The following is a 20,115-nucleotide window of genomic DNA, read 5'->3' as shown; positions in this document are numbered from 1 at the left end:
TGCGCATCGGCGTGATGCGCACCGCGCAAAGCGCAAAGGGGTCAGGGAGACACAGGAAATGAACCTGACCCCTTTTTGGCTCAGCGCGCGCGCTCCTCCTGGATCCAGGCATCGACCCGCTGCTCGAGCAGTGTCATCGGCATCGAGCCGGCGCCCAGCACCACGTCGTGGAAGCCCTTGAGGTCGAACTTTGGGCCGAGCTCGGACTGAGCCCGCTCGCGCAGCGCCAGGATCGTGTTCATGCCGACCTTGTAGGCCAAGGCCTGGCCCGGCATGACGAAGTAGCGCTCGATCTCCGCCACCACGTCGGCCTCCGACATGCCGGTCTTGGCCACCATGTAGGCGATGGCTTCCTCGCGGGTCCAGCGCTTGTGGTGGATGCCCGTGTCGACCACCAAGCGCACCGCGCGGAACATCTCGGCCTGCAGGCGGCCGAGGTTGTCCAGCGGCTGCGCCTGGTAGCCGGCCTCCCAGGCCAGGCGCTCGGCGTACAGCGCCCAGCCTTCGGAGAAGGCGGTGAACGGCAACACCTTGCGGAAGGTCGGCACGCCCTGCAGTTCCCGCTGCAGGGCGATCTGGAAGTGGTGCCCCGGGATCGCCTCGTGGTAGGCCAGCGTGCGCATGCCGAACTTCTTCACGTCCTCGACGTTGCGCAGGTTGGCGTAGAAGATCCCGGGCCTTGAACCGTCGAAGGCGGGCGCTTCGTAGTAGGCGCCCGGCGCGGTCTTCTCGCGGAACTCGGGCACCCGCTCGACCTTCACCGTGCTCGCCGGCCGGACGTTGAAGTACGGTGCCAGGCCGGCGTCGATCTCGTCGATGGCGGCCTGGTAGTCGGCCAGGATCTGTCCGCGGCCGGCGTCGGAGTCGGGATACATCTGCTCCGGGCGTTCGCCCAGCTGCCGGATCCGCTCACCCACCGTCCCTTCGACCAGGCCCTCGGCGCGCAGGATCGCGTCCATCTCGGCCTCCATCCGCGCCACCTCCGACAACCCCAGCGCGTGCACCTGCTCCGGGGTCATGCCGGTGGTGGTCTGCTGGCGCACCGCCCAGGCATAGAAGGCGTCGCCGTCGGGCAATGCCCACACGCCGTGGTTGCCCGTGGTCCTGGGCAGGAGCTGCTCGTAGTAGGCGATCATTTCCCGGTAGACCGGATACACCTGTCCGGTGATCGCCGCCTCGGCCTCGTCGAGCAGTCGCGCGCCCGCCTCGGCGTCGATCGCGCCGGCCGGCGCCTTGCCGATCTTCTCGGCCAGGCTGGTGTAGAGGATGTTGTCCCGCGCCGGCGCGGCGACAAAGGCCTGCATCTCGGCCAGCACCTTCTCGACCACGAAGGTCGGCGGCACGATGCCTTCCTGTTCGCGCAGGCGCACGCCGTCCAGCACCTGCCGGAACTTGAGCGGGAACTTGTTCAGCCGCGCCACGTAGTTGTCGCCTTCCTTGACGCTGGCCACCGGATGCTGCGTGGCCATGAAGGTCGGCAACCCGTTCTGCACACCGAACAGCTGGTTGAGCGGGTGGTTGTGGCGCTCGAAGCGCCGACCCTGCGCCTGGATGTCGAGGAAGTACTCCAGCATGTCGTAGGACAGCCGCGCGTCCCCGTCGAGCGCGTTGCGGTCGTAGCGGCGCAGCGTGGCCAGGTCGGCGTCGAGCTTGGCGTTCAGCGCCTGCTGGTACGCCTGCGAAGCGTCGGTCAGGTCGTCCGAATACCAGTCCAGCCACGGCGGCAGCATGCGCAGGCTGCTCAACATCTCCGGGTCCTTCAGCGCGTACTCGCCGAACACGCGCTCGTAGAACCAGCCGATCCTCAGCGGCTTGAAGTAGAGGGTATGCAGCACCAGCAACAGGACCAGCAACAGGAGCACCAGCACCAGCCGGAAGCCCCAGCGGAAGAACGTACGCATGCGATCACCCCTGGACGGACATGCGCGCACGCTATCACCAAGCCGCCCCCCGGCGACGGGGGCGGCCTCGTTTTCTTGCGCTGCGTCGGGAATCGCGCCTGGCCAGGACGCCGGCGCGGCCCCGGTCCCGGGCTGAAGGGGGTCAGGCCAGTTCCCCGGATCCATCAAGCGAGAAAATGTACCTGACCCCTTTTTTGCAGCCGGCTACTTGTTGGTGCTGCTCGGTTTGTTGACGATCCGCGGGTCCAGGCTGATGTAGTAGTGGTCGAAGTTGGGCAGCTCGACCGCGGGCTTGTAGTTGTAGGTGTTGCTGTCGTCGTCGTTGTCGACGATGGTCAGCAGCTGGGGAGTGGCGGACGACTGCTCGACCTGGAACTCCTGGGCGTTGCCGCCCTGCGGCACGACGATGGTCGCGCCGGCGCCGTTGCGGCTGGCCCAGACCACCGGGGTGACGTAGCCGGTGGACTGCGGCGCCAGGGTGAACACGAAGTCCACGCTGTCGTTGTACTGAGACGGGTCGTAGGCGGACGCCTGCCGCAGGTCGATGTTGCCGTTGCTGTCCACCACGTTCCCCAGGTCGGAGGGGGTGGAACTGCTCTGGGTGTAGGTGGCGGAACCGCCGAAGTCGTTTGCGCCGTTCTGCACGCAGTTGAAGACGACCGAGACGTTCACTGTCCGGTTCACTGGCATGGTCATGATCCTTTCGCGGCTTGCAGGATGACTCCCGGGTCGTAGCCAAGGCGTACGGCCGGCGCGGGAGCGTCGTCGGCCGGAAGATGCAGGGGCATCTCTCCCCGCAGGTAGCGCAGCACCGCCTGGGTACGCGGCTGCGGCGTGGGCGGCAGCTGCGCCTGCAGCGCGACCAGTCGCTCGCGCGCGGCGTCGGCCTGGCCTGCATTCGCCTGGTCGATCGCATCCATCGCCAGCACCGCCACCCAGGGCATGCGCAGGCTGGAGTCCCCGGAATCGAGGTCATCGCCGAAATCGCGCCGGAAACGGGCAATGCCGGCGCGGCCGGCAGCCGGGCCGTGGAGGGCGAAAGCGATGGCGATATCCATCCAGCGCGCGCTCATCAGCACATCCGTCCGCCAGTCGGCGACCGACGGATCGGTGGCGACCAGCGCGGTGGCAAGCGCAAGCGCCTGCCGGTTGAGCTGCTCGGCCTCCTGCCAGCGCCCGTCGAGCATCAGGGCTTCCACGCGCCTGTTCGTGATCGAAGCCACCATCTCCCGCCAGAGCTGGTTCTCCGGATCCTCGCCGGCCAGCGACACGATCGCCTCGTGGCTGGCCAGGGCAGTCTGGTGGGCCAGTTCCAGCTCGCCATCCATCAACTGCAGATCGGCGATCATCGCCAACGCCACCGACTTGCCTTCGCGCGCCTTGGCGTCGCGCGGGTCCACGACCAGCATCGTCTCGTAGACCGACAGCTCCTGCTGGCGTTGCCGGGCGGCATCGGCGAACTGCCAGGACTGCATCAGCGAGTCGCCCAGCCAGGCATGCGCCTGCGCCAGTGCCCATTGCAGCTCGCGGTCCGCGGGCGCCGCCTTGGCCAGCTCGCGTGACATCGCCAGCGCCTGCCGAAAGTGGTCCGTGGCTTCCGGATGCCGGCCGATCCGCTGCAACAACGCGCCCAGGTTGGACTGCGAGCTGGCGCGCTCGTTGAGCCACTCCTCACGGGTCGGATCCAGCGCGACCAGCTGCGCCGCCAAGCGGTCGTACTCGCGGAAGCCGTGTTCGGCCTGCTCCAGGTCGTTGCGTTGCCAGCCGATGTAGGCAACCCAGTAGACGCTCTGGGCATGGTCGAAGATCCGCTGCGGGTCGTCCGGCGCGCGCGCCAGCAGTTCGGCGGTGGTGCGTTCGGCCTGGACGAATGCCTCCAGCGCCTCCCCGCTGTTGCCGCGCAGTTCGCGTACTTCACCCACCAGGTGCAGGGCCCGGGCCCGGCGGCCCAGGGCGTCGGCGTCGAGCGCTTTGAGTTCCTGCCGGCCGTAATAGGTGAGCGCGCGCTGGCCGACCGAGTCGAAGATCTCCAGCCGGCCCACCGGCTCGAGCTTGGCGCGCAGGTCGGTGAGCATGAACTCGACCAGCCCGTCGGCCTCGGCACGCTGCCGTTCGGCCTCGGCCTGCCCGCGCACGGCCATCAGCGCCAGCACCGACATGCTGAGAGCCACGGTCGCCGCGACCGCCGCCAGCGCGGTGAGCCGGCGATGGCGACGCGCCGCTTCGCGCTGGACCAGCGCGTCCAGCGGCAGGCCGGTGAGGCCGGCGACGAGCTTGAGCTTGGCCATCCGCTTGCCGTCGCCGCCGGCACGCAGGTCCACTGCGATCGGCTCGGCCGGTTCCGTACTGATGCTTCCATCGGCCCCCACGCGGAAGCGCAGCGAAGGCGGAAAGCACTCGGACCCGTCGCCGCCGCCGGGGCAGCCGGCGGCGATTAGCGCCAGCACCCGGCCTTCGCCGTGGACCTGCTTGAAGTGGCGTACCTCCTCGTCCACCCAGCGCGAGCGCGCCGCGGCCGGCGATGCGACTACCACCAGGAACAGGGACGCGCCCAGCGCCTGGCGCAGGGCGTCGGAAAGGTCGCCGGCGGCCGCAAGTTCGTCGCGGTCGCGGAAGATCGGTGTCAGCCGCGCGGGCACCTCGCCCAGGCCGGTCGTGCGGCCCACCAGCCGCGACGGGATGCGATAGGACTCCAGCGCCCGGTGCAGCCACCGCGCCACGGCCGTGTCGGCATGGCTGTAGCTGATGAAGGCGCGGTACCCCGAACCGTGCGGCGGCATGCAGGTTTCCCTCTCCGACCTTCCCAAGGCGCGGCATGCCCGGAACTGACCGACCGGATCCCCTCCTGCCTGCAACCGCTAACGCGACGGGCGGCGCACAGCGGCCAAGTGCTGTGCTCCCCGGCGCCAGGCCAGGCGGGGCACGAGCGGAACAGTGGCTGACCAAAGGGGCCAAGGGGCCAAAGACGAAAGGGGCCAGAGGGAATATCCGATTCAAACGGATATGCCCTCTGGCCCCTTTGGCTCCCCGGTCCCGGGCTGAAGGGGGTCAGGCCATCTCCCCGGATCCATCAAGCGAGAAAATGTACCTGACCCCTTTTTTGACCCATTTTTTCAGTCGCCGCGGCCGCGGTGGTAGGCCACCAGCGCATTGGCGTGGCCATGGCCGAGTCCGTGCTCGCGCTTGAGGAAGGCCACCTGGTCCATGTGCTTCATGTCGCCAGCCGCGTCCAGCAGCGCGAACCAGTGCGCGACGGGCTTGCCGTATGTCTTTTCGATGGACGGGAAGTACGAGGCCGGGCCCTTCGTCTTCTGCTCGCTGGCCATGGTTTGTCCTGTGGGTGGTGATGCGGATACGACGGCCAGCCGGCGGGCGGTTCGACATACTCAGAGTGGGCTGGTTCGCTTCCCCGGCTCCTTTTTCCGCCTTTTCCCGCGCGTTACTCCGGGTAGGCTTCAGCCCCCTCCGGCGTGCTCCGGTTGAACAGGATGAAGGTGATCACATTGCCGGGCTCCGACGTGGCGTCGCTTCGCAGGGCGCCGATCTCGCCATCGACCGGACTGGTGTATTCGGCGACGGTCTCACCGAACATGTTGCGCTGGATTGCGATTTTCTGACCGGGGGTGACCTTGTCCGCCAGCCGCACGAGATGTTCGACAATGCCGCCCGCGGTCGCGAGAACCGGGGCGAGGCTATTGCCCACGAAGACTCCCGTGTCGCGTCCGGTACGTCCCATCGGGCCGTCGATGATGCCGTGCAGCTTGAGCACGTTCTTCGTGCCCTCCACGAAGAGCGGGATCATCGACGGATCAAGGCGCCGGGCGTTGCCGATCTCGGGAGTGAAGGCCGGAATACCCACCCGGAAGAGGGCATCCGTAAGAAGCCCGGGATACCCGGCGTTGTCGAAGATCTGGTCGATCGGGAAGAGCTCCGCCATGGCCTTGACCTCGGGCACGTCCATCTTCGCCAGGTGGAACGCCGGGGCGTCGATGCCGCTCGTGCTGGTGTGGAAATCGAGGACATAGTCCGAGTTCGGACGGATCAACCGGTTGAACAGAAGACCGGCATGGCGCGCCGGTGCACTTGGCGCGTTCTCGTCGCCCGGCCAGACACGGTTGAGGTCGATCAGGTCGACACCGCGACCGGAGTTCGGCCAGCGTCGGCCCATGCTTTCAATCGCAGGGCGGGATACGTCGAAGACCGCCATGACGGTGCCGCTCACCGCGGCCGGGTCGAGTCCGTTGATGATGGCCTGGACAGCGTGGATGGAACTCATTTCATCGCCGTGGACACCACTCACCAGCGTGACGCGTTTGCCCGGGTTCGCTCCCCGCAGGACGGCCACCGACACCAGCCATGGCTGGCCCGAGGGGCCTTCGACACCACGGAAGTAGAGGCGATGGAGTTTTCCCGGCGCAAGGTCGCTGACACCCAGCGCGCTGACAACCGGCTTTCCGTCCACGGTGCCGCCGGTATAGACCGTTCCTCCCGGCAACCGGGTCGCCGCGGTTGGCGCCGCAGCCTGAGCAGAAGCGGGAGCAGCCGATGCCGCAGCGCCGCCGAGGGTTGCAAGGGCGGTTGCGAGCATGAAATCGCGACGATCGAGGTTTGGCGGTGTCATGGTAATTCCCTTCCCGGTTGATACATCAGGCGGTACCGACTACGTCCGGAAGCCGGCTCAGCCGAAATCCGCGTCCAGCACGATCCGGTAGCGCGCCTTGCCCGCGCGCAGGTGGTCCAGCGCCTCGTTGGCGCGGCTCATCGGGAAGTGTTCGGTCTTGGGCGCCACGCCGTGCCGAGCGGCGAAAGCCAGCATGCTGTCGAGCGCCCCACGCGAACCCGTCGGCGAGCCCGACAGCGACTTCTGCCCCATGATCAGCGAGAACGCCGGCACCGGGATCGGCTCCAGCACCGCGCCGACAACGTGCAGCCGGCCCTTCGGCGCCAGCGCGGCCAGCAGGCCGTTCCAGTCCAACGGCACGTTCACGGTGTCGATGATCAGGTCGAACCGGCCCGCCAGTTGCTCCAGCGCCGCGGCATCGCCGGTGGCGACCACGTGGTGGGCGCCGAACGCGCGCGCCTCCTCTTCCTTCGCGGCACTCGTGGTGAACGCCGTGACCTCGCACCCCCAGGCCCGGCAGAACTTCAGCGCCATGTGGCCCAGGCCGCCGATGCCGACCACGCCGACCCGCGCCGTGGGCGAAATGCCCAGTTCCCGCAGCGGCGCAAAGACCGTGATGCCGCCGCACAGCAGCGGCCCGCATTCGGCCGCGTCCAGGCCGTCGGGCAGCGGTATCACCCAGACCCAGTGCGCGCGCACCTTCTCGGCAAAGGCGCCGTGGCGGCCGGCCAGGGTCGGCTGCAGCTCCCGGCACAGGTGCTGGTTGCCGGCCAGGCAGGGATCGCAGTGCAGGCAGCTGTGCGCGTTCCAGCCCAGGCCGACGCGCTGGCCCATCACCACGCCCCGAGCGTTCGCACCCAGCGCGGTGACGCGTCCGACCGCCTCGTGGCCGGGCACGAACGGGTACTGGGTGAACCCCCATGCGTTGTCCAGCATCGACAGGTCCGAGTGGCAGATGCCGCAGTGCTCGACCGTGATCTCGACCTGATCGGCACCCAGCGGGCCCGGGTCGTATTCGAAGGGCTCCAAGGCGGCGCCAGGCTTCGGTGCGGCCCACGCGCGATAGCTGGTCATGGCGGTCCCTTCGTGGCGGCTTGCGGATGAACCCACACGATACTCTGCCCAGGCGAAGCGCGCCCCGGGGGGGGCCGACTCGCTGTCGGCCGCCTCAGTTCTCTAGAACATCCCTATGAAAATGTACCTGACCCCTTTTCTGCTGGCCCCCGCGCTCAGGGCTTGATCGCGATCTTGAGCACGCCGTCGCGCTGGTGGGCGAACAGGTCGTACGCGGCGACGATGTCGTCGAGCCGGTAGTGGTGGGTCACCAGCGCGCCGAAATCGGCACGGTTGGATGCGATCACGCTCATCAGCCTGCGCATCCGTTCCTTGCCGCCGGGGCACAGCGCGGTGTTGATCCTGTGGTCGCCCAGGCCGGCGGCGAACGCGGCAAGTGGAATCTTCAGGTCGCTGGAATACACACCGAGGCTGGAGAGTGTGCCGCCCGGCTTGAGTACCTTCATCGCCTGCTCGAAGGTACTGGCCAGGCCCAGGCATTCGATCGAGGAGTCCGCGCCGCGCCCGCCGGTGAGCTTCATCACCTCGTCCACCACGTCGCACCGGGTGAAGTTCAAGGTGATGTCGGCGCCCATGGTTTTCGCCATGCCAAGACGGTGGTCGTTGCCGTCAATGGCAATGATGGTGGCCGCGCCCAGCAGGCGCGCGCCGACCGTGGCGCACAGCCCGATCGGCCCTTGGGCGAAGATCACCACGGTGTCGCCGATGCGGATGTTGGCGTTCTCCGCGCCCTTGAAGCCGGTGGACATGATGTCCGGGCACATCAGCACCTGCTCGTCGGTGAGGCCATCGGGGATCGGGGCGAGGTTGCCCTCGGCGTCGGGCACCAGCACGTACTCGGCCTGGGTGCCGTCGATCATGTTGCCGAAGCGCCAGCCGGCGGTGGCCTTGTAGCCATGGCAGCCGCACAGGCCGCGCTCGACGAGGTAACTGCCATCCTGCGAGGGAACGCCGTCCTGCGCCGCGTAGGAGTTGAAGTTGGGGCAGATCGCGCCGGCGATCACCCGCTGTCCTTCCTGGTAGCCCTTGACCGCACTGCCGAGCTTCTCGATCACGCCGACCGGCTCGTGGCCCACGGTCAGCCCCTGGGCCACCGGATACTCGCCCTTGAGGATGTGGATGTCGGTGCCGCAGATGGTCGTGGTGGTGATGCTGACCAGGGCATCGGTGGGGCCGACATCGGGGATGGGCTTGTCGGCCAGTTCGATCCGGCCGGGTTCGACGAATACCGCCGCCTTCATCATCGCCATGCCCAGCTCCCGGGTAGCGGAGATGCTCCGCCGCAAGAGCCTAGCCCAAGCCCAGCTTCGCACCACGTGAAGCCGGCGCGCCGGTGGCAAGACTGCACAGATGTGAACCTGACCCCGTTTTCCCTTCCAGCCCTGTTGTTCCCGGGTGCTGCGGATCAGCCGTCGAGATTGGGGGTGCGCAGGCGGGATTCGGCTTCAGGCTTCAGGATTTTCTGGAGTTCGGCGGCGGTGTAGCGACGGCCTGTTTCGAGGCCGGCGACGCTGGAATCGAGGACTTCATACAACTCGCGCTTGCCCTTGATCCAGAGCAGGCTGGTGTGGAGCGCCGGGATGCGAAGCTGCACGGCTTCGCCATCCGCGTCACCGCTACCCTGGGCCATGACAAGCAGCGCGCGGCGGAAGCGGCCGGCACTGGCGGCGTTGGAAATCTGCGCGAAACGGTTGGTGCCTGCAGTCGTCTCGGCGGAGACAGCCCCGGCTTCGGTTGCGATCACCCAGGACCAGCCGGTGAGTTTGGCACCGTCTCCCATCTTGCCCTTGGCCAGTTGATCAAGGCCGAGCGCATAGATGGGGCTGGCGACGACGTCCGAATCGGCGACCTCTGCGAGGCTTCGGGCGACGCGCATATCGGACCTGAGGTTGAAACGAGTGGCTGCACGACCGATTGCAGGTGCGCGGGCTTCGAGCGCGGCGGATCGGGCGAGCGGCGGCAAGCGCTTGCCGAGTTCAACGGCAGCCGCTTCCGGCGGGGTGGCGAGGGTGACGGGCATGGCGGCTCTCCGTAGCTACCTCAGGGTTCGGTGGTGGCGGTGGCGATCCAGCTGCCGGTCGTGTTGTACGCGGTCTGCAAGGTATCGTAATCCCAGACCGAGGTGGTGCCGAGGTTGGCATCCGCCGCGCTCGACGCGCCTGGATCGCAGACGATGACGTTGCCGCCATCCTCGACGCCTGTGGCGAGGACGGCATGGCGGCCGCCGCCAGACCACTGGATACGCATGAACAGCGGCCGGCCGGCAGCGGTCTGGTCGCGCAACGTGGCGTAGGAGACGATGCCGTTGGTGTGGGTGTTGCGATGGCCCAGCGTGTCCAGCACACCGGAGGTGTCGTCCGTCTGGTTGCAGGCGCTGCTGTTGCCGTTCGTGCAGCAGTCGCTGCGGCCGCGGCGGGTGTTGACGAGTTGGCACTGGGTGAGGGTGGAGGCGGGCTGGTAGTAGCGGCGGACGCTGACATTGACCGCCGCCCAGCACCATTGCGACTGCTGCTGGCGCTGGATGCGGAAGCGCAGGTTCACGTCCACCGGACGCTCGCCCCAGTAGCCCGCGACGAAGACGAGGCGGCGGCCCTGGGCCAGTGCAGCATCGAAATTGGCCTGGTAAGCGCCGCCGGTCTGGCCGTGGTGGCCGATGGACGTCGCGGCGCGCTTTTCCCAGAGGCCGGCGTAGAAATCGCTGGAACCGGAGAGCGCGGCGCCGCCCGAGACGAGGTCATAGCCCTGCGCCGCGAGGCTTTCGTGGGTCTGGCGGAAGCTGGCCTCGCCCAGGCCGTGGCGGGCGACCCAGGCCGGGCCGGCGCTCTTTTCCCACCAGGCGATGTAGCGGACGCCGGAGCCTGTGGCATACGGGCAGACGCCGCGGAGGCGGAAGCCCTTGCCGACCCACTTGTCGAACTCGACCTGGTATTGCGCGCCGGTCAGGCCATGCCGCGCGACCCACTCACCACTGCCGCCCTGCTCGTAGATGCAGGCAAACAGCGTGGTACCCCCGACCGTGGCGGCCGAGAGGCTTTTCGGACGGAAGCCCTTGGGCGCCCATTCGTCGACGGCGGCCTGGTATTGCGCGCCGTTGATGCCGTGGCGGGCGACCCAGCCCGGTCCCGACACCTTGTGGAAGATGGAGGCATAACGGGCCGTGGACCCGTCGCGGGCGACGCTGATGCAGACAGGGCGGTGGCCCTTCTTCACCAGATCGTCGAAGGTGGCCTGGTACTGCGCGCCTGTCTGGCCATGGCGGGCAACAAAGGCCGGGCCTGAGCCGGATTCGAAGCTCGCCATATAGAGGATCTGTGCCATTGCTCTCCTCCTTGAATGCTGCACGTACTACCAGTACGGCAACGGCAGACAGGCGCGGCCAGATGCGGGGGCGTGACTGTTTCGACAAAGCTGTCTGGTTCACAGCGAGCACTGCGTGCTGGCTGCTATCGCCGCATCACCCAAACCCGGTGCGTGCCCGTCTTATCGGCGATCCGGCGGCTTACCGCTGCCCCAGTTGCGCCGCTAGTGCGACCAGAGACCTGGCTCCCACCAAAGGGGCCAGAGGGAATATCCGTTTGAATTGAATATTTCCTCTGGCCCCTTTGTTGCGCTGGCCCCTTTGTTGCGCCGGCTCCTAGGCCAGCCTCACATCAAAAGTGAACCTGACCCCCGCTTTCGCCTCATCCACAACGCGACAGATCAATCTTCATCCGGCGGAAGCATGTAAACGCTGAAACGGCCATTTCGCGCAATAACCGAGAAGCTCCAGAACGTTCGAGCGACAACACTTCGCTCGTAGAGAGCCCTCATCTCCGCCCTTTCATCTTGGGCGGAACCCTCGAGCCATCGCTCCTTCATGTCTTCGTCAATCTCGATGACGTCGCTTACGACCCCCCCATCCTGAAGCGGCAACTGTTCTCTATAAACCGCTTGCTCTTCCATGTTCAACTCGCGCCTGCATACGGCGAACGAAGTTGACGGCTCTGCAATAAAGATAGCCCGAGGCAAATCAGCCACCCCTCGAACCGACTCGAAGCGAATGCTTTTCTTCTTGGCCTCAGCTTTTTCCTGGGCAAGCGTCATCTCCGGATAGTGCTCATAGAAGCTAGCCCCCACCCCCAAGATCAGAAGTGACAACCCCTCACCTTGAATGAAATCATCAATAGCGCCCCATATCTGCTCATCGCTTACAGAATCAACCCTGACGACGGACTCAGACCTTTGATGAAGAGATCTAGCGATCGCATTCAGCTCAAAATCGACGAGTGACCGACCGAGGTTGTCGGCGAGCATCTTCACAGGTATGTCGACAACATCGTCACTCACAAAAGAGTCTTTTGGAACGAGTCGACTTACGCCAGATCTATCAAATTCCTGACTAGCATGTTCATACATTATTGAGCCAGCATTTCGCAGCCATTCGTTGTATGAAACGAATTCTGCCTTGATAGACTCCGCCTGGTCGTGTATGAACTCGCGCACCTTCGACGCTGAAACTCTTGCTCCTGCAACTCGTGCTTCGACTAATCCTCTTCTGCGACTTTTGAGGTCCGCAAAGGTTGCGCTCAAACTTCTAATCGAACTTGCAGATGCCATCGGAAGAAGCGCAAGCCACTCGCCACCCTCGATCTCTTTGCTTACCGCAAAAAGAACATCTTCCGACGGGAGGTTTTCATCCTCAAGATAGGAGAGCCTCCAAGAAAAATGAGTGAGCGCTACAACCGATGCCCTTAGCACCCACGCACTCATACTTATCCAATGAGCCCCCGAACCTTTCTGTTCCAGCTCCCACCAATCCAATCGCCAACGCTCCATAAGCGCCCGAGAACTCTGAAGGACAGAGATCACGCCTGCGAATGAAATTTCGTCGTACCGGCTAGACATCAATCCCTGGCTAATCTCCGCGACATGATTCTTGTAAGAATCATCTCGATCCGCCATGAAGAGCGCTACAGCAAGCGCAGCTACCGTAGCTTCAACACGGATACTTTCACCAACATCGCCACTGAAGCGGAGCACTTCATCTATACCCTTAATCAGATCACGACGATCTGTTTCAAACTGATCGCCAGCCAGTCGGCGGTCTACAACAAGCATTATTAGCTCACGCACTATAATTATTACCGCGTCGGAGCGCTCCACTCTCGCGAGGAGAGGGATTTCACGGATTACCACTATTTCATAGCTAGACGCGTGATGACCACTTACAACAGACGATCGCAGAATTCTTCCGAGGAGCGCCATATATGCCCTCGACATATGATCGAACTTTTCATCATTCAGCCAGGCGATCATTCTATTTCGAATGAATGAAACAAGAAGTCGCACGTACATCATGCGACTGTGAGGAACATCCTCCAGTTGATTAGAGACGAAGGCAGGAATGTCGTAGATCCAACGAAACCGATCTGAATTAATAGCGCGCGCGCCATGTGACTCGGTTAGTTGATCAATGATTTGCCCAAGAACATCTAGACCGTACTCGACATCATGCGGTCGCTGGCTCGGAAGAGCCTCCTGGATTACTGCCGCAACGTGACGCATTGCAAGCAGCGGCATACGTGCAAGATCGTCAGTCTCCTGCGTCGTTTGATAGAAGATCGACTCTTCCAATATCTCCTGCAACCTCTCAACAGAAGACGGTTCGACTGGCCCCCGCTCCAATGTCGGCGGCGCCCCCTCAAGTACTGTCACTTGCTCGGTGCGCGCCACTGCTAAGAAGTTAATTTGTCCTCGCCCAAGATGATGACTCATCGATTCGCGCATTAGGTATAGAACACAACCCAATGAGGTAGCTTCAGATACCAATGCCTCGATCGCACCCTTGCGGTATCGAACCAGCTCGGTCTCGGTGAAGGGGCTGCCTAATCGAAGCTTCGAGGGAAGAATGATGCCTTTCGGCAATTTCTGGATGTGCGTGGTCAGTTCAGAGTTAAGTAAATTAGCTAGTCGATCCTGCTCAACACTGGGATCTGCAAGCTTTATCTCTTTTACTACTTGAACTAAGTACTTTCGCGCACTTGCATCATATCGCTCAGGCCTCTCGATCAAATCGAAGCCCTGCTTGAATACCAACCCAGTCTTTACAATCACGTAGCACGTAGCCAGAAGCGCTGCCAGCAGTCCAAGCACAGAAGGCGCAAAGATCACGCCAAGAATTGAAGACACCAGCAAAGAAAGCGACAAGCGAAGATACTTTTCCCATTGAATCTCCAGCGCAACAACGCCGCCCGCCGGGGCTATTCGAGAAGCACTAGTGATGTTGGTGGTGAGTAATGTGTATCCAAGAATTGGCGCCAGGGCACCAACCGCGGCATGCACCCCAATGGCTCCGAGCCAGATTGCATAAATGGAGGATCTATCTTGTATCAGTTCCAGCCTACCGCCGCTGATGGCACGAATTAGATCCGTAGCTCTTTCGTTGAGCGCCCAACCGAACTGACTGATTAAAAATAGACTGGCGGCACCTATTAAGGCCTGTCGCCAAGTCGCAATTGCCCCCATAACTACTTGGCGACGTCCTTTCTTGAACATTTTAGATTCCCCTGCGTAATCCACGGGTCCAGCACATCAGAAAGTTAGAATAAAAAAAGCCCCGAAATATCGGGGCTTTCTCAAGGCACTATCAGGCTCTTCGGTGCCTAGTGATGCCGAACCTCAAACCCCAACCGGATTCGCCTTCTCCGGATCGATCTTGTACTGCTTGATCGCCCGGGCCACGTCCTTCCCGGTCATCTTCCCCTCCTTCGCCAGCGCGGCGATGGCGGCGTGGGCGATGTAGTACCGGTCCACCTCGAAGAACCGCCGCAGGTTGGCGCGGGTGTCGGAGCGGCCGAAGCCGTCGGTGCCCAGCACGGTGTACTGCATCGGGACGAAGGCGCGGATCTGGTCGGCGAAGCCGCGCACGTAGTCGGTGGCGGCGATGGCCGGGCCCTGGCGGCCTTCCAGCAGCTCGGTCACGTAGGCCTTGCGCGGGGTCTTGGCTTCCGGGTTCATGCGGTTCCAGCGCTCGACGTCGAAGCCGTCGCGGCGCAGTTCGTTGAAGCTGGGGCAGGACCAGATGTCGGCGGTGACGCCGAAATCCTTGTCCAGCACCTCCGCGGCGGCGATGGCCTCGCGCAGGATGGTGCCGCTGCCCAGCAGCTGCACGCGCAGTTCGCCCTTCTTCGGCTTGCCGGCGTCCTTGAGCAGGTACATGCCCTTGATGATCCCCTGCTCCGCGCCGGCCGGCATCTCCGGGTGGGCGTAGTTCTCGTTCATCAGGGTCAGGTACCAGTACTCGTCGATCTGGTCTTCCATCATCGCCTTCATGCCGTGCTGGAGCAGCACGGTGACCTCGTAGCCGAAGGTCGGGTCGTAGCTGCGCACGTTGGGGATGAAGCCGGCCTGGACCTGGCTGTGGCCGTCCTCGTGCTGCAGGCCTTCGCCATTGAGCGTGGTGCGGCCGGCGGTGCCGCCGAGCAGGAAGCCGCGGGTGCGCATGTCGGCCGCCTGCCAGGCGATGTCGCCCACGCGCTGGAAGCCGAACATCGAATAGTAGATGTAGAACGGCAGCATCGGCACGTTCGACACCGAGTAGCTGGTGCCGGCGGCCATCCACGAGGCGATCGCGCCCGGCTCGCTGATGCCCTGCTGCAGCACCTGGCCGGCCTGGTCCTCGCGGTAGTACATCAGCTGGTCGGAGTCGACCGGCTTGTACTTCTGGCCGAACGGGGCGTAGATGCCGATCTGGCGGAACAGGCCTTCCATGCCGAAGGTGCGGGCCTCGTCGGCGACGATCGGCACCAGGTGCGGGCCCAGCTCCTTGTCGCGCAGGGCGATGTTGAGCGTCTGCACGAAGGCCATGGTGGTCGAGTAGGTGCGCTCGCCGCTGTCCTTGAGCAGGCGCTCGAACTTGTCCAGCGCCGGCACGGTGAAGCTCTTGCTGGCCTTCTGCCGGCGCTGCGGCAGGTAGCCGCCGAGGGCGGCGCGGCGTTCCTTCAGGTACTGCACTTCCGGCGAGTCCTCGCCGGGGTGGTAGAACGGGACCTGCTCGGCCTCTTCCAGCTGCTTGTCGGTCAGCGGGATGTTGAAGCGGTCGCGGAACGCGCGCACCGCGTCGTCGTCCAGCTTCTTGGTCTGGTGGGTAGGGTTGAGCGACTCGCCCGAGCTGCCCATGCCGTAGCCCTTGACCGTCTTGGCCAGGATCACGGTCGGCATGCCCTTGGTGTTCACCGCCTGGTGGTAGGCCGCGTAGACCTTGTGCGGGTCGTGGCCGCCGCGGTTCAGGCGCCAGATGTCGTCGTCGGACAGGCCCGCGACCATCGCCGCGGTCTCCGGGTACTTGCCGAAGAAATTCTCGCGCGTGTAGGCGCCACCGAAGGCCTTGCAGTTCTGGTACTCGCCGTCGACGGTCTCCATCATCAGCTTCTTGAGGATGCCGTTGGTGTCGCGCGCCAGCAGCGCGTCCCAGTAGCCGCCCCACAGCAGCTTGATCACGTTCCAGCCGCCGCCGCGGAACACGCCCTCGAGTTCCTGGATGATCTTGCCGTTGCCGCGCACCGGGCCGTCCAGGCGCTGCAGGTTGCAGTTGACCACGAAGATCAGGTTGTCCAGGCCCTCGCGGCCGGCCAGCGCGATCGCGCCCAGGGTCTCGGGCTCGTCGGACTCGCCGTCGCCGATGAAGCACCAGACCTTGCGGTCGGACTCCGCGATCAGGCCACGGTGCTCCAGGTACTTCATGAACTGCGCCTGGTAGATCGCGGCCAGCGGGCCCAGGCCCATCGACACGGTCGGGGTCTGCCAGTAGTCCGGCATCAGCCACGGGTGCGGGTAGGAGGAGATGCCACGGCCGTCCACTTCCATGCGGAAGTTGTCCAGCTGGTTCTCGCTGATCCGGCCTTCCAGGTACGAGCGGGCGTAGATGCCCGGGGCGCTGTGACCCTGGATGAACAGCAGGTCGCCCGGATGGTTGTCGGAAGGCGCGCGCCAGAAGTGGTTGAAGCCCACGTCGTAGAGCGTGGCGGCCGAGGCGAACGAGGCGATGTGGCCGCCCAGGTCGCCCGGCTTGCGGTTGGCGCGGACCACGGTGGCCATCGCGTTCCAGCGGATGATCGAGCGGATCCGCCACTCCAGGTCGGCGTTGCCCGGGCTCTTGGCCTCCAGGGTCGGCGCGATGGTGTTGACGTATTCGGTGGTCGGGGAGAACGGCAGGAACGCGCCGGAGCGGCGGGTCAGCTCGACCATGTCCTCCAGCAGCAGGTGCGCGCGCTCGGGGCCGTCACGGTCGATGACCGCCTTGAGCGACTCGATCCATTCCTGGGTCTCGACCGGATCCGGATCGTTCTGCAGCACCTCGTTCAGCCAGTTCATATCACTCCCTATGCCGCGCGCGGGGGTCGCGGCCGCTGTGTTCTTGTGGACCGGGGAGTTTACCGCAAGGGCCGTTTCAGCCGCTTCGCTACGCGGGCGTATTGGCCTGTAAAACCAACGGTTTCGCGTGCAATCGTTCGCTGTCCGGGACAGTCCCGGGACATGCGCCGCTTGTTGCGACGCAACAATCCTTGCCGCCCTTTTGCAGCGGCGACCTCCGGCCCCTTGTGTGGCCTGCGATCTGCTTATGATCGGCACGTCGCCCCGCGCACGGACGCCCATGCCCGCCACTCCGAACGGCAGCCCCGACGCGCCCGCCCCGCCCGCCGGCCGCGTGCGCTGGCGCGACAGCCTGCGCACGCGGATGGTGCTGTGGTCCAGCGTGCTCAACGCCGGGCTGCTGCTGGTCACCGCGCTGGCGTTCTACTTCGGCGCGCGCTGGCTGATCGTGCAGAACGCCCGCGCCGAGGCCGACGGCCTGGCCCGGCAGACCGTGCGCAGCCTGGAAGCAACCCTGGAGTCGGTGCAGGTCAGCGGCCGCACCCTGGCCGCCAGCGCCACCGGGGTCGGGGCGCAGCCGTCCAACCTGCGTTCGCTGCTGGTGGCCAGCCTGGCCGGCGACCCGGACATCGCCGGGGCGATGATCATCATCGAGCCGGGCCTGTTGCCGGGCGACCCGGACGGGTTCACCTGGTACATCCGCCGCGACGGGCCGACGCTGGTGGAGCAATCGGTGGCCGACCTGGGCTACGACTACGCGACCATGCCCTGGTACGTGCGCACGGTGGCCTCGCCGCGGCCGTGGTGGTCCGAGCCCTATGCCAACGCGGCCACCGCCGGTGAGTACTTCTCCACCTACAACCTGCCGCTGTGGCGCCCGGGCGATCCGCCCGGCGCGCCGGCGGTGGGCATGGTCAGCCTGGACGTGCCGGTGGCGCGGCTGGCCGAGCTGGTGACCGGGATCAGCGGCGCCGGGCTGCAGCCGATGCTGTTCTCGCCCGAGGGGCTGGCGGTGGTGCACCCGGATCCGGACGTGCAGATGCGCCTCGGCGCCGCCGAACTGGCCGCCCGGCCCGGCCGCGGCGACCTGGCGCCGCTGGCCGCGGCCATCGCCGAGCGCCGGCCGGCCACCTTCGAGCACCGCGACGCCGGGCGCAATGCGCTGGGTACGGTGGTGGTGCCGGTGGCCGACAGCGGCTGGAGCTTCGCCCTCACCGCCTCGGACCAGCACTTCCTGCACCGGCTGGACCGGGTCGCGGTGGGCGTGGCCCTGGCCAGCCTGATTGCGCTGCTGTTCGCGCTGTGGCTGGCGCGGCGCTACAGCGGCGCGATCGCCGCGCCGATCGAGGAGCTGACCGACAGCGCGCACCACTTCAGCGAAGGCGACTTCGACTACCCGCTGCCCTACGTGGAGCGCGGCGACGAGGTCGGGGTGATGGCGCGCGCGTTCGATGCGGCGCGCGGCTCGATCAAGGAGCAGATGCAGGAGATCGGGGAGATGGCCAGCGCCCGGCAGAAGCTGGAGAGCGAGCTGTCGATCGCGCGTGACATCCAGCAGTCGATGCTGCCAGCCGCGCGCGCGTTCGACACCCGGCACATGCACGTGGAGGCGCACGCGGTGCTGGAGCCGGCCACCGCGGTGGGCGGCGACTTCTACCAGTTCTCCGAGCTGGAGCCGGGGGTGCTGTGGTTCGCCATCGGCGACGTGTCCGACAAGGGCATCCCGGCGGCGCTGTTCATGGCGCGCACGCTGACCGTGCTCGAGCAGATGGCGCGGCGCCACGGCACGCCGGAGAAGATCCTGGCCGCCGCCTCGGTGCGCCTGGCCGAGAACAACGACACCTGCATGTTCGCCACCGTGCTGTGCGGGCGCCTGGACGTGGCCAGCGGCCGCCTGCGCCTGGCCAGCGCCGGGCACGAGCCGCCGCTGCTGCTGCACGCCGACGGCCGCGCCGAGCTGCTGGCGCTGGCCGGCGGCGCACCGCTGGGCTTCGAGCCCAGCGACGACTACCCGCTGCACGAGGGCGTGCTGGCCGCCGGCGCCACCCTGGTCGGCTACACCGACGGGGTGACCGAGGCGTTCGACGCCGACAACCGCGCCTATGGCAGCGAGCGCCTGCTGCGGGTGCTGGCCGCCGGCGACGATGCCGAAACCGCCTGCCGGCGCCTGCTCGAGGACGTGCGTGCGCACGCCGGCGAGGCGCCGCAGTCCGACGACATCACCATCCTGGCGATCAGCCGGGCGCGCGACCTCGACAGCGCCGGGGCCGCGGCGCATGCTGTGGCCACGCAAGGGGAGACTTCGGTGCGGATCGACGGGGCCCGGACGCATGCGGACGTGCTGCGCATGACCGACGCGGTCGACGCGCTGCTGGCACGGCACGGCGCCAGTGCCGCGGCCATCCACGACGCACGGCTGGTGGTGGAGGAAGTGGCCTGCAACGTGGTCGAGCACGCCATCGCGCCGGACGCGCCGCTGCAGCTGCAGGCGCACCTGGACGGCGACCGGCTGCGGCTGGAGTTCCGCGACCGCGGTGCGCCGTTCGACCCGACCGCCCGCGATGCACCGGACCTGGACCTGGACATCGCCGTGCGCGGCATCGGCGGGCTGGGCGTGTTCCTGGTGCGCGAACTGGCCGATGCGGTCGACTACCAGCGTATCGACGGTTGCAACGTGCTGCGCATCACCCTGCGGCTGGACGCCGCCCACGACATGGAGAGCCAGGCATGAGTCTGCTGAGGATCGACATCGCCCCACCGGCCAACGGCGTGCAACGGGTGGCCATCGGCGGCCGCCTGGACACGCACAGCTACGCTGAGCTGGACCAGGCGCTGGCCCCGGTGCTGGCCAACGACGCGATCACCTCGCTGGTGCTGGACCTGGCCGGATTGGACTACATCAGCAGCGCCGGCATCCGCTCGGTGTTCAAGGCGCGCAAGGCGCTGTCCGCGCGCGTGGGCAAGGTGCTGGTGGTGAACCCGCAGCCGCAGATCCAGAAGGTGTTCGACATGGTCAAGGCGGTGCCGCTGGGCGAGATCTTCACCTCGGTGGCCGAGGCCGACGCCTACCTGGACGCGATGCAGCGCAAGGTGGTCGAGGGCGACGACGAGGATTGAGGCGCGCGGCGCGGGCCGCCGCGTTGCCACCTACGCATCCGGGGCCTTCTT

General features: G+C 65.9%; 13 protein-coding genes. 2 read left to right on the top strand and 11 right to left on the bottom strand.

Annotated features, from left to right (window positions below):
• Positions 1 to 80 precede the first annotated feature (80 nt).
• The 11 genes from WQ53_RS09815 to aceE all read right to left on the bottom strand — a co-directional run bounded on the left by WQ53_RS09815 (position 81) and on the right by aceE (position 16,947).
• Complete coding sequence (locus tag WQ53_RS09815) at positions 81 to 1,901, bottom strand: DUF885 domain-containing protein (protein WP_052631995.1); 1,821 nt, start codon at positions 1,899 to 1,901, stop codon at positions 81 to 83.
• A gap of 204 nt (positions 1,902 to 2,105) precedes the next feature.
• Positions 2,106 to 2,597, bottom strand: coding sequence for a hypothetical protein (locus tag WQ53_RS09810; protein WP_144409291.1), 492 nt, complete (start codon positions 2,595 to 2,597; stop codon positions 2,106 to 2,108).
• A complete protein-coding gene (locus WQ53_RS09805; protein WP_052631993.1) occupies positions 2,594 to 4,681 on the bottom strand; it encodes a TIR domain-containing protein in 2,088 nt (695 codons plus the stop codon). Before WQ53_RS09805 ends, WQ53_RS09810 begins: the two co-directional genes overlap by 4 nt.
• A 333-nt stretch (positions 4,682 to 5,014) precedes the next feature.
• Positions 5,015 to 5,227 (bottom strand): DUF4287 domain-containing protein, encoded by a 213-nt coding sequence (locus WQ53_RS09800; protein WP_052631992.1) that lies wholly within the window; start codon positions 5,225 to 5,227, stop codon positions 5,015 to 5,017.
• Between the two features lie 113 nt (positions 5,228 to 5,340).
• Complete coding sequence (locus WQ53_RS09795; RefSeq protein WP_082112950.1) at positions 5,341 to 6,522, bottom strand: M14 family metallopeptidase; 1,182 nt, start codon at positions 6,520 to 6,522, stop codon at positions 5,341 to 5,343.
• Positions 6,523 to 6,579: 57 nt separating this feature from the next.
• Positions 6,580 to 7,596 (bottom strand): NADPH-dependent aldehyde reductase Ahr, encoded by a 1,017-nt coding sequence (gene ahr, locus WQ53_RS09790; RefSeq protein ID WP_052631990.1) that lies wholly within the window; start codon positions 7,594 to 7,596, stop codon positions 6,580 to 6,582.
• Positions 7,597 to 7,751: 155 nt separating this feature from the next.
• Complete coding sequence (locus WQ53_RS09785; RefSeq protein WP_052631989.1) at positions 7,752 to 8,846, bottom strand: NAD(P)-dependent alcohol dehydrogenase; 1,095 nt, start codon at positions 8,844 to 8,846, stop codon at positions 7,752 to 7,754.
• Positions 8,847 to 9,001: 155 nt separating this feature from the next.
• Positions 9,002 to 9,616, bottom strand: coding sequence for a hypothetical protein (locus tag WQ53_RS09780; protein WP_144409290.1), 615 nt, complete (start codon positions 9,614 to 9,616; stop codon positions 9,002 to 9,004).
• 20 nt (positions 9,617 to 9,636) lie between these two features.
• Entirely contained in the window at positions 9,637 to 10,914 is a 1,278-nt protein-coding gene (locus WQ53_RS09775) for a papain-like cysteine protease family protein (RefSeq protein ID WP_052631987.1), read from the bottom strand.
• A 381-nt stretch (positions 10,915 to 11,295) separates the two neighbouring features.
• A complete protein-coding gene (locus WQ53_RS16795) occupies positions 11,296 to 14,130 on the bottom strand; it encodes a hypothetical protein (protein WP_144409289.1) in 2,835 nt (944 codons plus the stop codon).
• Positions 14,131 to 14,253: 123 nt separating this feature from the next.
• Positions 14,254 to 16,947, bottom strand: a complete 2,694-nt coding sequence (aceE, locus tag WQ53_RS09760; protein WP_052631984.1) for a pyruvate dehydrogenase (acetyl-transferring), homodimeric type — start codon at positions 16,945 to 16,947, stop codon at positions 14,254 to 14,256.
• A gap of 280 nt (positions 16,948 to 17,227) precedes the next feature.
• Here aceE and WQ53_RS09755 point away from each other — a divergent pair, with 280 nt between their 5' ends.
• Positions 17,228 to 19,678 (top strand): SpoIIE family protein phosphatase, encoded by a 2,451-nt coding sequence (locus WQ53_RS09755; protein WP_082112949.1) that lies wholly within the window; start codon positions 17,228 to 17,230, stop codon positions 19,676 to 19,678.
• On the top strand, positions 19,675 to 20,064 hold the full coding sequence (locus WQ53_RS09750; protein ID WP_052631983.1) for an STAS domain-containing protein: 390 nt from the start codon (positions 19,675 to 19,677) through the stop codon (positions 20,062 to 20,064). Before WQ53_RS09755 ends, WQ53_RS09750 begins: the two co-directional genes overlap by 4 nt.
• The last annotated feature ends 51 nt before the right edge of the window (positions 20,065 to 20,115 follow it).

Origin of the sequence: Pseudoxanthomonas suwonensis (assembly GCF_000972865.1) — a bacterium.
In the GTDB taxonomy this organism is placed as follows: domain Bacteria; phylum Pseudomonadota; class Gammaproteobacteria; order Xanthomonadales; family Xanthomonadaceae; genus Pseudoxanthomonas; species Pseudoxanthomonas suwonensis_B.
This window is presented reverse-complemented; position numbering and strand designations above follow the sequence as displayed.

Coding starts and splice junctions, on each gene's coding strand:
- WQ53_RS09815 (WP_052631995.1), bottom strand. CDS start 1,901: ATGCGTACGTTCTTCCGCTGGGGCTTCCGGCTGGTGCTGGTGCTCCTG.
- WQ53_RS09810 (WP_144409291.1), bottom strand. CDS start 2,597: ATGACCATGCCAGTGAACCGGACAGTGAACGTCTCGGTCGTCTTCAAC.
- WQ53_RS09805 (WP_052631993.1), bottom strand. CDS start 4,681: ATGCCGCCGCACGGTTCGGGGTACCGCGCCTTCATCAGCTACAGCCAT.
- WQ53_RS09800 (WP_052631992.1), bottom strand. CDS start 5,227: ATGGCCAGCGAGCAGAAGACGAAGGGCCCGGCCTCGTACTTCCCGTCC.
- WQ53_RS09795 (WP_082112950.1), bottom strand. CDS start 6,522: ATGACACCGCCAAACCTCGATCGTCGCGATTTCATGCTCGCAACCGCC.
- ahr (WP_052631990.1), bottom strand. CDS start 7,596: ATGACCAGCTATCGCGCGTGGGCCGCACCGAAGCCTGGCGCCGCCTTG.
- WQ53_RS09785 (WP_052631989.1), bottom strand. CDS start 8,846: ATGGCGATGATGAAGGCGGCGGTATTCGTCGAACCCGGCCGGATCGAA.
- WQ53_RS09780 (WP_144409290.1), bottom strand. CDS start 9,616: ATGCCCGTCACCCTCGCCACCCCGCCGGAAGCGGCTGCCGTTGAACTC.
- WQ53_RS09775 (WP_052631987.1), bottom strand. CDS start 10,914: ATGGCACAGATCCTCTATATGGCGAGCTTCGAATCCGGCTCAGGCCCG.
- WQ53_RS16795 (WP_144409289.1), bottom strand. CDS start 14,130: ATGTTCAAGAAAGGACGTCGCCAAGTAGTTATGGGGGCAATTGCGACT.
- aceE (WP_052631984.1), bottom strand. CDS start 16,947: ATGAACTGGCTGAACGAGGTGCTGCAGAACGATCCGGATCCGGTCGAG.
- WQ53_RS09755 (WP_082112949.1), top strand. CDS start 17,228: ATGCCCGCCACTCCGAACGGCAGCCCCGACGCGCCCGCCCCGCCCGCC.
- WQ53_RS09750 (WP_052631983.1), top strand. CDS start 19,675: ATGAGTCTGCTGAGGATCGACATCGCCCCACCGGCCAACGGCGTGCAA.